This is a genomic window from Nonomuraea sp. NPDC049646 (assembly GCF_044465525.1).
In the GTDB taxonomy this organism is placed as follows: Bacteria; Actinomycetota; Actinomycetes; order Streptosporangiales; family Streptosporangiaceae; genus Nonomuraea.
In genome coordinates, this window is sequence record NZ_JBITLU010000011.1 from 249,321 (window position 1) to 264,369 (window position 15,049).

Annotated in this window: 15 protein-coding genes; 9 read left to right on the plus strand and 6 right to left on the minus strand. The window is 73.0% G+C overall.

The window, feature by feature from the left end:
- Window positions 1-36: 36 nt before the first annotated feature.
- Window positions 37-708, minus strand: coding sequence for a DUF4328 domain-containing protein (locus tag ACIBQ8_RS31610; protein WP_397193690.1), 672 nt, complete (start codon window positions 706-708; stop codon window positions 37-39).
- Window positions 709-823: 115 nt separating this feature from the next.
- Complete coding sequence (locus ACIBQ8_RS31615; protein ID WP_352323489.1) at window positions 824-1,471, minus strand: response regulator transcription factor; 648 nt, start codon at window positions 1,469-1,471, stop codon at window positions 824-826.
- A gap of 91 nt (window positions 1,472-1,562) precedes the next feature.
- Between ACIBQ8_RS31615 and ACIBQ8_RS31620 the strand changes: the two genes are divergently transcribed.
- A complete protein-coding gene (locus ACIBQ8_RS31620; RefSeq protein WP_352323488.1) occupies window positions 1,563-2,240 on the plus strand; it encodes an ABC transporter ATP-binding protein in 678 nt (225 codons plus the stop codon).
- A complete protein-coding gene (locus tag ACIBQ8_RS31625; RefSeq protein ID WP_397193691.1) occupies window positions 2,237-4,174 on the plus strand; it encodes an FtsX-like permease family protein in 1,938 nt (645 codons plus the stop codon). The genes ACIBQ8_RS31620 and ACIBQ8_RS31625 overlap by 4 nt, the downstream gene beginning before the upstream one ends.
- A gap of 33 nt (window positions 4,175-4,207) precedes the next feature.
- Here ACIBQ8_RS31625 and ACIBQ8_RS31630 read toward each other — a convergent pair whose 3' ends face one another.
- Window positions 4,208-5,209: an LLM class F420-dependent oxidoreductase gene (locus ACIBQ8_RS31630; RefSeq protein WP_397193692.1), complete on the minus strand. Its 1,002-nt coding sequence runs from the start codon at window positions 5,207-5,209 to the stop codon at window positions 4,208-4,210.
- A 74-nt stretch (window positions 5,210-5,283) separates the two neighbouring features.
- On the opposite strand from ACIBQ8_RS31630, the gene ACIBQ8_RS31635 reads away from it, so the two are divergent.
- A complete protein-coding gene (locus ACIBQ8_RS31635) occupies window positions 5,284-6,714 on the plus strand; it encodes a sulfatase (protein ID WP_397193693.1) in 1,431 nt (476 codons plus the stop codon).
- Here the strand turns inward: ACIBQ8_RS31635 and ACIBQ8_RS31640 are convergent.
- On the minus strand, window positions 6,708-7,388 hold the full coding sequence (locus tag ACIBQ8_RS31640; RefSeq protein ID WP_397193694.1) for a FadR/GntR family transcriptional regulator: 681 nt from the start codon (window positions 7,386-7,388) through the stop codon (window positions 6,708-6,710). The genes ACIBQ8_RS31635 and ACIBQ8_RS31640 overlap by 7 nt on opposite strands.
- A gap of 84 nt (window positions 7,389-7,472) precedes the next feature.
- Between ACIBQ8_RS31640 and ACIBQ8_RS31645 the strand changes: the two genes are divergently transcribed.
- From ACIBQ8_RS31645 to ACIBQ8_RS31655, 3 genes are read left to right on the plus strand one after another with little or no spacing between them, the layout of a single operon-like run.
- On the plus strand, window positions 7,473-8,204 hold the full coding sequence (locus tag ACIBQ8_RS31645; protein ID WP_352322455.1) for a (Fe-S)-binding protein: 732 nt from the start codon (window positions 7,473-7,475) through the stop codon (window positions 8,202-8,204).
- Window positions 8,201-9,598, plus strand: coding sequence for a lactate utilization protein B (locus ACIBQ8_RS31650; RefSeq protein ID WP_397193695.1), 1,398 nt, complete (start codon window positions 8,201-8,203; stop codon window positions 9,596-9,598). The genes ACIBQ8_RS31645 and ACIBQ8_RS31650 overlap by 4 nt, the downstream gene beginning before the upstream one ends.
- Complete coding sequence (locus ACIBQ8_RS31655; RefSeq protein ID WP_397179325.1) at window positions 9,585-10,172, plus strand: lactate utilization protein C; 588 nt, start codon at window positions 9,585-9,587, stop codon at window positions 10,170-10,172. The genes ACIBQ8_RS31650 and ACIBQ8_RS31655 overlap by 14 nt, the downstream gene beginning before the upstream one ends.
- A gap of 59 nt (window positions 10,173-10,231) precedes the next feature.
- On the opposite strand, the gene ACIBQ8_RS31660 is transcribed toward ACIBQ8_RS31655, so the two are convergent.
- Together ACIBQ8_RS31660 and ACIBQ8_RS31665 are read right to left on the minus strand one after the other, a co-directional pair.
- Window positions 10,232-11,242 carry a Vms1/Ankzf1 family peptidyl-tRNA hydrolase gene (locus ACIBQ8_RS31660; protein WP_397179326.1) on the minus strand — a complete coding sequence of 337 codons (1,011 nt, stop codon included), beginning with the start codon at window positions 11,240-11,242 and terminating at the stop codon, window positions 10,232-10,234.
- Between the two features lie 3 nt (window positions 11,243-11,245).
- Complete coding sequence (locus tag ACIBQ8_RS31665) at window positions 11,246-11,653, minus strand: DUF2795 domain-containing protein (protein ID WP_397179327.1); 408 nt, start codon at window positions 11,651-11,653, stop codon at window positions 11,246-11,248.
- Window positions 11,654-11,729: 76 nt separating this feature from the next.
- Between ACIBQ8_RS31665 and ACIBQ8_RS31670 the strand changes: the two genes are divergently transcribed.
- The 3 genes from ACIBQ8_RS31670 to ACIBQ8_RS31680 all read left to right on the plus strand — a co-directional run bounded on the left by ACIBQ8_RS31670 (window position 11,730) and on the right by ACIBQ8_RS31680 (window position 14,987).
- The gene (locus ACIBQ8_RS31670; RefSeq protein ID WP_397193696.1) at window positions 11,730-12,818 is read left to right on the plus strand and encodes a GNAT family N-acetyltransferase; all 1,089 of its coding nucleotides are present in this window, start codon (window positions 11,730-11,732) and stop codon (window positions 12,816-12,818) included.
- Between the two features lie 81 nt (window positions 12,819-12,899).
- Entirely contained in the window at window positions 12,900-14,075 is a 1,176-nt protein-coding gene (locus ACIBQ8_RS31675; RefSeq protein WP_397193697.1) for a precorrin-6Y C5,15-methyltransferase (decarboxylating) subunit CbiT, read from the plus strand.
- Window positions 14,076-14,141: 66 nt separating this feature from the next.
- Window positions 14,142-14,987: a sirohydrochlorin chelatase gene (locus ACIBQ8_RS31680; protein ID WP_397179330.1), complete on the plus strand. Its 846-nt coding sequence runs from the start codon at window positions 14,142-14,144 to the stop codon at window positions 14,985-14,987.
- Window positions 14,988-15,049: the final 62 nt, after the last annotated feature.

Below are 15,049 nucleotides of genomic sequence, written 5' to 3' on the forward strand. Positions count from 1 at the left end.
GGGGCCTGACCCTGTGCCCGGGGCCTCGGGCGGTCGTCAGCCGGTGTGGCCGAACGGGGCCGAGCCCTGGGCGGGCCGGGTGGTCAGCCGGGTCACGACCTCGGGGCCGGGCGTGGAGTCGGCGACCGCCGCGCGCAGCCGTCCGGCCACGTCGAGCCGCTGGACGCGGGTGACCTCGCGGACGGTGGCGGCGCACAGCAGGGCCGCCACCACCGCGCCGCCCAGCTCCAGCACCCCCACCCCGGTCAGCCCGTCGGAGGAGGACTCCAGCGGGAGGCGGACCGTCACCAGCGTCAGCATGCCCAGCCAGCTCAGCCACCACGCCGTCAGCAGCACGAGCCACCGCCCGCGCCGCCCGGACGGCGGCTTGGCCCGCCGCCAGATGTCGTCGACCAGCAGCGCGGGCGCGACCAGGTTGACGACGGGGATCAGCCAGGCGGCCGCGACCGGCCCGGTGGGGCTGGAACGGTCCTTCACCTGACGGGCGCGCACCAGCCAGGTCACGTAGGCGGCCCCGGCGGCGACGGAGGTGCCCGCGACCAGCATCATCAGCACCGCGAACATCGTCACCGCCCCCACGACCGCCTCCGCCTGCGCCCCGTGGGGACGGCCGCCGAACGCGGCGAGCTGGACGGCGAGATGACGGCCGCGGGACCGCTCGAAGACCACGAGGGCGCCCAGGGAGAGGACCTGCGCGGCAAGCGTCACATATACGGCGGAAGCAGCTTTGGTTGGCGGTGCCTGGGCGTAGCGCACGATGTTCTCCCCCCGGGCCATGCGCTGAGGTTCTGACTCACTTGTATCCCGTGAGCACCGCTGTTAATCAGCTCACCACGCCGGATTCCCACGCCCAAGCCGCGATTCCCACCCGATTGCGGACACCGAGTTTCGCCTGGATGCTGCCCAGGTGCGTCTTCACCGTCGACAGCGACACGAACAGCTCGGCGGCCACCTCCTGGTTGGTGCGTCCCCTGGCCACCAGGCGCACGACGTCGAGCTCGCGGTCGGTCAGCGGGCCGTTCGGCGGCTCGGCCGCCCGCCTGGGCTGGGTCAGGTGCTGAAGCAGCCGCACGGTGACCGAGGGCGACACCAGCGCGTCGCCACCGGCGGCGGCCCTGACCGCCTCGATGAGCAGCGTGGGGCCGCTGTCCTTGAGCAGGAAGCCGGTGGCCCCGGCGCGCAGCGCGCCGTAGACGTACTCGTCGAGGTCGAAGGTGGTGACGATGACCACCCGCATCGGGTTCTCCACGCCCGGCCCGGCCAGCACGCGGGTCACCTCCAGCCCGTCGAGCTTGGGCATCCTGATGTCGAGCAGGCACACGTCCGGACGAAGCCGCCTGGCCTCGGCCACGGCCTCGGCGCCGTCGGCCACGGCGGCCACGACCTCCATGTCCGGTTGAGCGTCCAAGATCATTTGGAAGCCGGTGCGCACCAGCTGCTGGTCGTCGGCGATGAGAACCCGAATAGTCACGGCTCAACTCTAAGGATCAGCCGTTCGGCCGAGGCCGAAATGGACGCACGGCCGATCCGCCGGCACCCCCTGTCCCGCAAGGCTGGAGCCCATGAACGACGTGCTTGTTGGACGAGCCCTGGCCAAGCGGTTCGGGCAGACGGTCGCCCTGGGCGGCGTGGACATCACGGTACGGGCGGGAGAGGCCGTGGCCATCATGGGCCCGAGCGGTTCCGGCAAGTCGACCCTCCTCCACTGCCTGGCCGGGATCATGAAGCCGGACGACGGCGAGGTCCACCTGCTGGGCCAGCGCATCGACGCCATGGGCGAGCGCCAGCGCAGCGCCCTGCGCCGCACCCGCTTCGGCTTCGTCTTCCAGTTCGGCCAGCTCCTGCCGGAGCTGCCCGCCGAGGAGAACGTGGCGCTCCCGCTCATGCTGGGGGGCGTGCCGCGCGCCCAGGCCGTACGGCAGGCCCGCGAGTGGTTCCCGCTGCTCGGCCTGCACCAGATGGAGACCCGGCGGCCCGGCGAGCTGTCCGGCGGCCAGGCCCAGCGCGTGGCCATCGCCAGGGCGCTGGTGAGCAAGCCGGCCGTGGTCTTCGCCGACGAGCCGACCGGCGCGCTCGACCAGCAGACCGGCCAGGACACCATGCGCCTGCTCACCGAGGCGACCAGGCACAACGGGGCCTGCCTGATCGTCGTCACGCACGACCCCAACGTGGCCGCCTGGTGCGACCGCACGGTCGAGGTCCGCGACGGCCGCCTGCTCGCCCACGGGGTGACCGCGTGAACCTCGACCTGACCTGGCGGCTGCTCAAGGGCGGCGGACGCAGGGGCATGCTGGGCACCTGGCTCACCTTCGGCGCGGTCGCGGTGGCCACGGCGCTGCTGCTGTTCGCCGTCGCCGCGAACGTCGCCTTCGGCGCCAGGGCCGAGCGCAGCGCCTGGCGCAACCCCGTGGCGGCGGCCCAGAAGGACGCGGTGGCCGTCGAGGCCACCCGCTTCGACTACGTGGGCGACCAGGCGATCACCGTCGTCGACCTGGCCGCGCTCAAGCCGGGGGCGCCCGCCCCGCCCGGCATGCCGCGCTTCCCGGCCCCCGGCGAGGTGTGGCTGTCGCCCGCGCTGTCCGAGCTGGCCGCGAAACTGCCCGCCGACCGGCTGGCCAAGCGCTATCCGGCGGTGAAGGGCGTGCTGGGCGAGGAGGCGCTGGTCCAGCCCGAGGAGCTGGTCGCGGTGGTCGGCCACGCGCCGGACGCGCCCGCGATGACCGCCGAGCGCAGCGACGACTGGATCCTCGGCAAGCCGCCGGTCAAGGTCGCGACCCTGGCGGGCACGCCCAGCGAGGACGCCGAGGCGTACCAGGTGCTGGCGCTGATCGCCAGCGTGCTCATGGTGGTGCCGCTGCTGGTGTTCGGCGGCGCGGCGGCCAGGCTCACCGTCGCCCGGCGCGACCAGCGGCTGGCCGCGCTCAGGCTGGTCGGCGCGACGCCGGGCCAGGTGGTCGGCATGACGGTGGCCGAGGCCGTGCTGGTCGCCTTCGCCGGGGCCCTGGCCGGGGCCGTCGCGTTCGGGGCGGCCGTGCCGCTGCTGGCGCGCATCCCGATCCAGGGCGGCACCTGGTTCGTCGCCGACCTGTTCCCGAACCTGCTGATCCTGGCCGGCGTGCTGGTCGCGGTGCCGCTGCTGGTGGGGCTGTCGGCGGTGGTCGGGCTGCGCCGGGTCGTGGTCAGCCCGCTCGGCGTGGCCAAGCGGGAGACGCCGCCCGGCATGCGGTTCGTCCGCGTGCTCGCGCTGCTCGCGGTGCTGGCCGCGTTCCCGCTGCTCACCAGGGGGACCAGCGTGGCGATCGTGGCCGTGGCGCTCGGGCTGGCGTTCCTGTGCCTGAACCTGGCCGGACCGTGGGTGGTCGGCCTCATCGGCAAGGTCGCCGCCAGGACCGCGCGCCGGCCCGCGCGGCTGCTGGCGGCCCGCAGGCTGGTGGACGATCCGCGCTCGGCCTGGCGGACCGTCAGCGGCGTGGCCCTGACCGGCTTCGTGGCCGGGTTCCTCGGCCTGCTCAGCCCCGGCGCGTTCGGCGGGGACGCCGGGCCCGCCCAGCTCAGCGTCGTGGCGCCGATGGGGGAGACGGCGAAGGTGGCCGACCAGGCCCGCGACCGGCTCGCGCGGGCGGGCGTCACGGCCACGGTGAAGACCGTCAAGCACACCGTGGTCGCGGCGCTCGGCAGCGGCGCCGACGACGTCGTGGTCGACCGGGCGCGCACCGCGCTGAGCGACCTCGTGCCGGGGCGCACCCCGACGACGAAGACCGACGACCAGCGCTTCGGCCTGCAGATCCTGGCCGACGTGCGGGTGGGCACGATCGTGGTGCTGTCGGTGTCGTTCCTGGTGGCGATCGCCAGCGCGGGCATCACCGCGGCGTCCTCGGTGCTGGACCGGCGGCAGACGTACGCGCTGCTGCGGCTGGCGGGCACGCCCCTGGAGGTCCTGGACCGGGCCCGGCGGGCCGAGACGCTGATCCCGATGGCCGTGATGGGCGGCGGCGCGATCCTGGTGGGCGCGTTCTGCGCGTTGCCGTTCATGATCGGCGGAGTGAGCACGAGCGGCGTGGTCACGCTGCTGGTCTGCGTGGGCGCCGGATTCGCGGGCGTGATCGGCGCGGGCGCGCTGAGCAGGCCGCTGCTGCGCTCGGTGACCGACGACCCGGCGCCCCGGCCGGACTAGCCGCCCGGCCGGGGCCGTTCCGATCCGGCACTGTCAGCCGAGCACGAGGTCGCGGACCGTGCGCAGCGACTGCTCGTCGCGCGGTCCCATCACCAGCAGGCTGGTGACCGGGCTCTTGTGCCACAGTTCGAGCCGCTCCTTGATCCGGCCGGGCGGGCCGACGAGCGAGATGCCGTCGGCCAGCTCGTCGGGGATCGCCCGGAACGCCTCGTCCTTGCGGCCGGCCAGATAGAGCGCCTGGATGTGCTCGGCCGCCGCGGCGAAGCCCATGCGGCCGATGATGTCGGCGTGGAAGTTGCGCTGCTTGGCGCCCATGCCGCCGATGTAGAGCGTGAGCATCATCTTGACGCCGTCGAGGGCGGCCCTGACATCGTCGGAGATGACGACCATCACCATGGCGGCGATCTCGAAGCCGGGGTCGCGGCCCGCCAGCGCGTCGCCGTACATCTCCTCGATCTTGCCGGGGAAGGCGAACAGCGGCAGCCAGCCCTGCGCGATCTCGGCGGCCAGGGCGACGTTCTTCGGCCCCTCCGCGCCGAGGTAGACGGGGATGTCGCGGCGCAGCGGGTGGGTGATGAGCTTGAGCGGCTTGCCCAGGCCGCCCGCCAGGGGCAGCGGGTAGTGGTCGCCGTCGCTGGTCACGGGCTCCTCGCGGCGCCACACGCGGCGCATGATCTCGACGTACTCGCGGGTCCTGGCCAGGGGCCTGGCGAACGGCTGCCCGTACCAGCCCTCCACGACCTGCGGGCCGGAGGCGCCGATGCCGAGCAGCAGCCGGCCGCCGGTCAGATGGTCGAGCGTCATCGCGGTCATCGCGGTCGTGACCGGCGGGCGGGCCGAGATCTGCGCCACCGACGTGCCCAGCTTGATCCGGCTCGTCCGCGCGCCGTACCAGGCCAGCGGGGTGAACACGTCGCTGCCGTACGCCTCGGCGGTCCACACCGAGTCGTAGCCGAGACGTTCGGCGGCGAGGACGGTCTCCGTGGCGTCGTCGGCGTCGCGCTGCCAGTAACCGAGGTTCAGGCCGAGCTTCATACGCACCTCCGGAATAAAGTTCCATTACCGAGGCCGCAGTGTCAATGCGTGATCTCCCGGGGAGATCAGACATTGTGCTCAAGAGTCTCTGCCGTCTCTTCTGCCTGCTGCTCCTGCTGTCGCCGGCGACCGAGCCGACGATGGCCGTGAGCGCCTCGCGGCCGAACATCGTGTTCGTGATGGCCGACGACCTGGAGAGCGGCACGCTGCCCTACTTCCCGGCCATCAACGCGGAGCTGGTGGCGAAGGGCACCTCCTTCAGCCGCTTCTTCGTGACGAACTCCTGGTGCTGCCCCTCGCGCACGTCGATCCTGCGCTCCCAGTACGTCCACAGCCACGGCGTCCTGACCAACACCGCCCCCGAAGGGGGGTTCGACCGCTTCCATTCCCTCGATCTGGAACGTTCCACGATCGGCACCTGGATGCAGCAGGCCGGCTACCGCACCGCGCTGATGGGCAAGTTCCTCAACCACTATCCCGGCGCCACCGCCGACGCCGCCTACGTGCCGCCCGGCTGGGACGAATGGGACGTCCCGGTCCGCAAGCTCTACGAGGAGTACGGCTACCGCCTCAACGAGAACGGCGACCTGTACGACTACGGCTGGTCGGAGGAGGACTACCTGTCCGACGTGCTGGCCGGCAAGGCCCGCGACTTCATCACCGGCGCCGACGAGCCGTTCTTCCTCTACCTGACGCCCATCGGCCCGCACAACCCGGCCAACCCGGCGGTCCGGCACGTCGCCGACCTCCCCGAGGTCACCGCGCCGCGCACGCCGTCGTTCAACCAGGCCGACGTGAGCAAGGAGCCGCTGTGGCTGCGCTCCCTGCCCTCGCTGACGCAGGAGGACATCGACCGGGTCGACGAGCGCCACCGCAGGCGGCTGCGCTCGATGCTGGGGGTCGACGACCTGGTCCGCTCGGTGATCGAGGCGCTGCAGGCGTCCGGCAAGCTCGACAACACCTACATCATCTTCACCTCCGACAACGGCTTCCATCTGGGCACCCACCGGCTTCCCCAGGGCAAGACGACGCCGTTCGAGGAGGCGATCAAGGTTCCGTTCGTGGTGCGCGGGCCGGGGATCCGGGCGGGGGCCACGATCGGGCAGCTCGGCGCGACCGTCGACATCGCGCCGACGATCGCCGCGCTGGGCGGCGCCACCGTGCCGGCGTTCAGCGAGGGGCGCTCGCTGGTGCCGCTGCTGCGCGGCAGCCCGCCGGCCCAGTGGCGCAAGAACGTGCTGGTCGAGTTCAACAGGCCGGTCAACCGGTCGTCGGCGGCCCAGACCCCGGTGCCCTCCTACCAGGCGCTGCGCACCGAGCGTTACACCTACGTCAGGTTCGACACGGGGGAGCGGCAGCTCTACGACCTGGCCGCCGACCCGTACCAGCTCGACAACCTCGCGGCCACCGCCGACCCGGCGCTGCTGGCCGGCCTCGACGCCCGGCTCCAGGCGATGCGGGCCTGCTCGGGGGCGGCGTGCCTGGAGGCCGACGCGCGTCAGTGACCGGGGAACAGTGCGGGGTAGGCGTGCGCCAGGTGGTCGGTAACCGCCTGCTGGGCCTCCTCCGGGTCGCCCGCCGCGATGGCCGCGCGGATGCGCTCGTGGTCGGCGCGCAGCACGGACGGGTCGCCGAGGCGTTCGACCGCTTCGATGGCGTTCCTGCGCATCGCGTCCCGGAGTGAGCGCATGATGGCGGCGATGAGCCGGTTGCCGGAGGCGTCCGCGATGGCGCAGTGGAAGGCGGTGTCGTGCTCCACGAACTCCTCGGCGGTGGCCGCCCGGTCCATGCCCTCGATCGCGGCGGCCAGCTCCGCGACGCCGGCTCCGGTCGCCGCCGCCTGCGCGGCCGACCAGCGTTCGATCATCAGCCGGGTGTCGACGACCTCGCGCTGCTCCAGGGTGGCCAGGCCCAGGTTGAGCCGGAGCAGGTCGGTGAGCGCCGTGTCGGGCCGCGAGGTCAGTACGGCTCCCGCGTCCGGACCGCGTCCCACCTGCGAGGACACCACGCCCAGGGTCTCCAGGACGCGCAGCGCCTCCCGTACCGACGAGCGGCCGACGCCCAGTTGCTCGGCGAGCTGGCGTTCGCCGGGCAGCCGGTCGCCCACGGTCAGGCCGTCCTCGGCGATGCGCCGTTCGATCTGGGCGAGCACGTCCTCGAACGCCCGTGTGCGTTTCACCGATGCCTCCCCGGTGCTGGCCCGGAACAGTGTGGTTAGGTATGGTCTGACCATACAGTGGTCGGACCATTCGTTGGGAGAGTCGTGCGAGTCGCCCTGTTCATCACGTGCGTGAACGACACGCTCTTCCCGGGCACCGGCAAGGCCGTCGTGTCGCTGCTGCGCAGGTTGGGCTGCGACGTGGACTTCCCCGTCGCCCAGACGTGCTGCGGGCAGATGCACGTCAACACCGGTTACCGGGCGGAGGGCGTGCGGCTGGCCAGGAAGTTCACCGAGGTGTTCGCCGGGTACGACGCCGTCGTGGCGCCGTCCGGGTCGTGCGCGGCCATGGTGCGCGAGCAGTACCCGAAGCTGGTGCGGCCGGGCAGCAGGGGCGCGGCGGCCGTGGCCGAGGTCGTGCCCAAGGTGTACGAGCTGAGCGAGTTCCTGCTGGACGTCCTGAAAGTCGACGACGTTGGCGCATATTTCCCGCACCGGGTGACATATCACCCGACGTGCCATTCGCTGCGCGGGCTGCACCTGGGCGACCGGCCCACCCGGCTGCTGCGGAAGGTCCGAGGTCTGGAGCTCGTGCCGCTGCCCGGCGCGGAGGAGTGCTGCGGCTTCGGCGGCACGTTCGCGGTCAAGAACCCGGCGGTGTCGGCCGCCATGGGGGCCGACAAGGTGCGCGGCATCCTCGACACGGGCGCCGAGGTCATCTGCGCGGCCGACAACTCGTGCCTGATGCACATCGGCGGCACCCTGAGCCGCCAGAAGACGGGGGTCAGGACGATGCACCTCGCGGAGATCCTCGCAGCCACGGAGGAGACCCGATGAGCGCGACATTCCTCGGCATGCCCGGAAATTTCCCGAAAAATGCGGCGAAAGCCGTGGAGGACTCGCAACTGCGGTTCAACCTCCGGAAAGCCACGCACACCATTCGCGGCAAGCGCGCCGGCGTCGTCGGCGAGCTGCCCGACTGGGCCGAGCTGCGCGCGGCCGGCAAGGCCGTCAAGGATCACACGCTCCGCCACCTCGACCGCTACCTCCTCCAGATGGAGGAGGCCGTCCGGCGGGCGGGCGGCACCGTCCACTGGGCCAGGGACGCCGAGGAGGCCAACCGCATCGTCGGCGACCTGGTCGCGGCCACCGGCGAGACCGAGGTGGTCAAGGTCAAGTCGATGGCCACCCAGGAGATCGGGCTCAACGAGGCGCTGGCCCGGCGCGGCATCACCGCGTACGAGACGGACCTGGCCGAGCTGATCGTGCAGCTCGGGGACGACTTCCCCAGCCACATCCTGGTCCCCGCGATCCACCGCAACCGGTCGGAGATCCGCGAGATCTTCCTCGACCGCATGCCCGGCGTGCCCGACGGCCTCACCGACGAGCCGCCCGCCCTGGCCGAGGCCGCCCGGCTCCACCTGCGCGAACGCTTCCTCCGGAGCAAGGTCGCCGTCTCCGGGGCGAACTTCATGATCGCCGAGACCGGCACGCTGGTCGTGCTGGAGTCGGAGGGCAACGGCCGCATGTGCCTGACCCTCCCCGAGACGCTCATCAGCGTCGTCGGCATCGAGAAGCTCCTGCCGACCTGGCGGGATCTGGAGGTCTTCCTCCAGCTTCTTCCGCGCAGCTCCACAGGTGAGCGGATGAATCCGTACACCAGCACCTGGACCGGCGCCACCGAGGGCCAGGACTTCCACCTGGTGCTGCTCGACAACGGCCGCACCGACGTGCTCGCCGACGAGGTCGGCCGCCAGGCGCTGCGCTGCATCCGCTGCTCGGCCTGCCTGAACGTGTGCCCGGTCTACGAACGCGCGGGCGGCCACGCGTACGGCTCGGTCTATCCCGGGCCGATCGGCGCCATCCTCACCCCGCAGCTCAGGGGCATGTCCTCGGACCTGGACGCCTCGCTGCCGTTCGCCTCCAGCCTGTGCGGGGCCTGCCTGGAGGTCTGCCCGGTGGCCATCGACATCCCCGAGGTGCTGGTGGACCTGCGGGCCAAGGCGCCGCACGCGGCGGCCGAGCGCGCGGGCATGAAGGCCGCCGGCTGGGTGCTGGCCGACCAGGCCCGGCTGGCCAGGGCGCAGCGGCTGGCCGGCCGGCTGCGCAGGCTGGTGCCCAGACGGCGGCTGCCCGGCCCGCTGGCGGCCTGGACCGACACCCGGGACGTGCCGGAGATCCCGGAAGAATCCTTCAGAGACTGGTGGGAGCGCAACGATGGGCGCGCGTGAGGAGATCCTGGCCAAGGTCAGGAAGGCGGTCGCGGACGCGCCCGAGCCGGAGGTCGCCCGGCACTACCGCACCCGCCCGGACGTGGACGACGTGGTGGGCCTGTTCGCCGAGCGGGTGCGCGACTACCGGGCCGTCGTGCACGTGCTGCCCGACGCGGACGTGCCCGGCAAGCTGGCCGAGCTGGCCGCCGGCCGCCGCATGATCGTCCCGGACGGCTTCGCCTGGGCCGCCCCGAGCAGCCCGGAGGCCGGGACCGACCGGCGCTGGGACACGCTCGACGCCGCCGACGGGGTGATCACCGCCTGCGCGGTGGCCGTCGCCGAGACCGGGACCATCGTCCTCGACCACGGGCCAGGCCAGGGCGCCAGGGCGCAGACGCTGATCCCCGACCACCACGTGTGCGTGGTGCGCGCCGACCAGATCGTGGCGGGCGTGCCCGAGGCGGTGGCCAGGCTCGACCCGGCCCGCCCGCTCACCTGGATCAGCGGGCCGTCGGCGACCAGCGACATCGAGCTGAACCGGGTCGAGGGCGTGCACGGCCCCCGGACCCTCGAAGTGATCATCAGCACCTGAGCAGGGCCGCCACGTCCAGGGTCGTCAGTACCTGAGCAGGGCCGTCACGTCCGGGGCCGTCAGTACCTGAGGACGGCCGCCACGTCCTGCACGTCGTCGGTGAACCACAGTTCGGCGTCGGTCATGGCGGCGGCCCTGACCACGGCCGAGTCCGCGCGCTCCTCGACGGGCTGCTCGACGCCCCAGCGCCGCAGCTCGCCCCGGTCGGTGGAGAGCTGGGTGCCGCCCTCGCCGGTCCACACGGTCCGGTCGAGCTGGGCCGGCATGAGCACCGCGTGCACCCGGCCCTCGCGCAGGGCGTGCGCGACCTGCGACAGGCCGGCCGGGCCCGAGGACTCGCGATGGCGGTCGAGCAGCTCGGCGCGGCGGCGTTCGAGCCAGTCGTCCAGCGCGCGCTCGACGTCGGCCTCGAACTGGCCGTGGTCGGAGCGGCTGCCGTGCTCGACCATCATCACCCGGTCGGCGGACTTGGTGCTGAGATGTTGCAGCAGGTAGGAACGCGACTTCGGCTCGCCGGCCACGATGATCAGCTCGGCGCCGATCCTGCGCACCTGCTCGTCGATCTCGCGGGCGACGGCGACCGCGTTCTTCTCCCACGTCTCCTCGGCGCCCCGCTCGTACCGCTTCTGCGACCAGCCGCCCTGGGCGGTCTTCTGCAGCGGCCAGTCGGCCGCCTCCACGGTGGTCGTGCGCGGCGCGCCGCCGCCGAACACCGACAGCTCGGCCCCGGCGTGGTCCACGATGACCCGCAGGTGCGGCACGTTCTCGCCGCGCTGCCTCAGCATCGGCGTGACGTGCGGCAGCGGCGACACGGTCGCCAGCTCGTACGGCGCCCGCGCCAGCGGCTCGGCCAGCACCACCGCGCCGTGCGTGGCGAACAGCGCCTGGCCGGGCGCCGGCCGGTTGGCGGCCACCTCCAGGGCGTCGATGGTCTCGGGGTCGGTCCCGTCGAGCTGGTCACGCACGCTGTGCCAGTGCGTCTCCCGCTGCGGCTCGGTGAGCGCGCCGAGATAGACCGAGGCGTACGGGCCCCGCCGCTCGTACAGCGGCCTGATGAAGTCGAGACGCACAGGTCACCACCTCCGATCTTCGATGCCGAGGCCGAGCGCCTTGGCCACGTCGGCGATGTTCACAAAACGGCGGTCGGGAAGTGATCGCACCATGTCGGCCACCTGGTCGGGGGCGTCCACGTCCTCGGCGTGCTGGAGCAGGTCGTCCTTGGAGGCGGGCCAAGGGGTGTCGCTGAGCCATTTGGCCAGGTCGCTGCGGATGTCGACGCCGCGCTGGGTGATGCCATGGGGGGTGCCGGGCTCGTGTCCTGGGGGGTACGACTGCGATGACTCCTCGCCGGGCGCGGGCATGGACTCGGTCTCCTTCCACTCCTCGGCGTGCGTGCTGCCGCCGCCGCGGACCATGCCCTCGGTCTCGTGCTTCTGCTGATCGTCCAGGCGCGGACCGTGCTTGTCGCTCCCACGTTCCATAGTTCCCTCACTCCTCTCGAATCGGCCCCTACCCCCGCTTTCGTGGGCAAACATCGTGAGTGTGTAGGGTGCGCACGTGTTCGATCCCGATGCGCGCATCGCCGCCGGACGGCTCGTGCTGCGGCCGTTCGGCCCCCATGACGCCGCCCGCGTCCGGTCGGTGGTGGAGACGGCGGAACCCGGCGACCGCTTCCTCCCGCCGGGCGCGCCCGTCCACCCCTCCGGCGTCGGCCAGTGGCTCGCGCACGGCGTGCACGAGCTGTACCGGTCGCAGCAGGGCCTGCACCTGGCCATGACCGAGGCCGACGACCGCATCGTGGGCGCCATCAGCCTGTTCAGGACGTCGTGGACGGCCGGCACCACCGAGGTCGGCTACGGCGTCCACCCGGCGTACCGGGGCCGCGGCTACGCCACCGAGGCCGTCCGCGCCCTGACCGCCTGGGTGTTCGCCACCACCGCCCTGCGCAGGGTGGACCTCACCGCGAACCTGGACAACCCGGCCTCTCTGCGCGTCGCGCTGAAAGCGGGCTTCACCTGGGAAGGCGTGCTGCGTGACGCCGTGCTGGAGGAGGACGGCCCGCACGACCTGGTCGTCCTCGGCCTGCTGCGCGAGGACTCCGGCGAGCCCGCGCCCGCCCTGCCGAAGACCGAGCTGCGCACGCCCCGGCTGCTGCTGCGGCAGCCCGTCCTCGCCGACGTGCCCGGCCTGGCCGCCACCGGCGCCGACCCGCTCACCCAGGCCAGGACCGGCGTCCCCCGCGGCTACACCGAGGAGCACGCCCGCGCGTTCGTCGACATCTGCGAACGGATGCGGATGAGGGGCGCGGGCATCGCGTTCGCCGTGGAGGAGTTCACCACCACCCGTTTCGTGGCCAACGTGGACCTCAGGGACCTCGACTGGCGCAACCGTACGGCCGAGGTCGGCTACATGACCGCGCCCTGGGCCCGCGGCCGGGGCTACGCGGGCGAGGCCGTGACGGCGATCGCCCGCTGGCTGTTCGAGCGGCACGGCTTCCGCCGGCTGCAACTGCGGGCCGCGGTGTCGAACCCGGCCTCGCAACGCGTGGCGGAGAAGGCCGGCTTCACCCGCGAGGGCGTGGCCCGCGCCGCGCTCGACGGCGAGGACCTGGTCGTCTACAGCCTGGTCCCGTCCGACCTGGCCTGAGGGCACAGCGGACTGGCCTCGCCGGGCCATGGTGAAACCCGGCGGGAACCGTCACCCTGGGGATGAGGACGGTGAGGCTGAATGATCACGGTTGTCGGCTGGGACGGGGTCGAGCTGCCGGCCGGGGCCGCGGGCAGGCTGCGTGAGGCGGAGCTCGTCGTGGGCCCCGCCGCCATTCTCGGCCGGCTCGGGCTCGACGGACGCGCCGCGGACGACGGTGACATGCTCCAGGCCCTCGACGGCCATCTCGGGCAGGACCGGGGCCCGGCCGTCGTGGTCGCCGAGGGCGATCCCGGCTTCTTCGGAGTCGTCCGCACATTACGGGCGCACGGCCTGCGGCCGGACGTCCTGCCGGCCACCTCGCTGATCAGCCGCGCCTTCGCCTGCGCCGGGCTCAACTGGGAGGACGCCCTCGTCGTCGCCCCCTCCGGCCCCGGCCGGCTCGCCCGCGTGGTGAACGCCTGCCGCGCCCATCCCAAGGTCGCGCTGCTCGTCGCGCCCGGCGTCGGCCCCGCCGAGATCGCCAGGGAGCTGGCGCCGACCACGCCGCGCGCCCTGATCGTCTGCGAGGACCTCGGCGGCCCGGGACAGCGCGTCACGCACAGCCGCATGGGCGAGGCCACCACCCGGCCGTGGAAGGACCCCGACGTGGTCCTCGTCATCGACCCGCTGCACCGGCCCGGGCAGCCGGGCTGGGTGGCCGGGGCGCAACCCGGCCCGGCGGAGTGGGCGCTGCCGTGGGAGAGCGGGCTGCCCGCCGAGGTGCGGGCGTTCGTCCTGGCCAAGCTGGGTCCCCGGCTCGGCGACCTGGTCTGGGACGTCGGCGCGGGCGAGGGCGGGATCGCCGTCGAGTGCGCCAGGCTGGGCGCGGCCGTCGTGGCGGTCGAACGCGACCAGTCCGCCTGCGCGCGGCTGCGCGCCAACGTGCTGGCCCACGGCGTCAAGGTCGCCCTGACCAGGGGGCAGGCGCCCGCCGCGCTCGAACCGCTGCCCGACCCCGACGCCGTCTTCGTCGGCGGGGGCGGTGACGACGTGCTCGCGGCGTGCGCCGCCCGCGGCCCCCGCGCGCTGGTGTGCGCGCTCGGCACGGCCGAGCGGGCGGCGGCCGTGCTGGAGCTGCTGCGCGAGCTCGGTTACCGTGGCGAGGGCACGCGGATCCAGGCGTCCGCGCTGACGCCTGGAGCCGGCGGTTCCCACCGTCTGACCGCGGCGGATGCCGTCTTCGTCGTGCACGCCAGGCCCGCGCACGCAGCGTGACCTGTCCCCCACGGGCACGTATCGGTTATCCTCGCGTGACTTTGTCTACGCACCGGAGATCCCTCAATGAAGCCGCCGCTCCTGCTGATCGGGCAGGGCTCGAACGATGACGCCTACGCCGCGGAGTTCGGCAGGTTCGTCCACCGGCTGCGCTGCCGCCTCGACCACACGGCCGTCGACGTCTCCGGCGGCTACCTGGAACGCGCCACGCCGCGCCTGAGCGACTCCGTGGCGTCCCTGATGGCGCGCGGCCACCACCGTCTGGTCGCGCTGCCGCTCAGCCTCAGCAGGGCGGATGCGGACTTCCCCGCCGCGATGGCGCTCGAACAGCAGCGCCACCCCACCCTCATGTACGACTACGGCCGCCCCCTCGGCCCCGACCCGCGCGTGCTGGCGCTGCTGGCCGACCGGCTCGGCGAGGCCGCCGCCGAGATGTCCAGGCCGCGCCCCCTTGAGCTGGTCGGCGCCCGGCCCCGGCTGCGCGCCGTCGACACCCCGGCCCTCGACGACGTCCCCGGCCAGGTCGAGCCGGGCGAGACGGCGGTCGTGCTGGTCGGCGAGGGCTCGACCGACGCGGCCGCCAACGCCGAGATCCACCGGGTGTCGCGGCTGTTCTGGGAGACGCACGCCTACGACTACATGACCGTCGAGACCGCGTTCGTCTCGGTGACGCCGCCCGGCGTGCCCGGCGGGCTCGAACGCTGCCGCCGGCTGGGCGCCAAGCGGGTGATCGTGGTGCCGTACCTGCTGTTCGCGGGCGGCCTGCTGGAGCGCGTGTGGGCGCAGGCCCTGGCGTACGGCGCGGGCCACCCCGACCTCGACATCCGCTGCGCCGAGGTGATCGGCGACTGCGAGACGCTGGCCGACGTCGTGATCGACCGGTACGAGGAAGCGCTCCAGCTCGTCCACTGACCCTTCAGCTCGTCCAGCAAAGCTCCAGCTCGTTCACTAACGCTCCAGTTCGTCCACCAAGT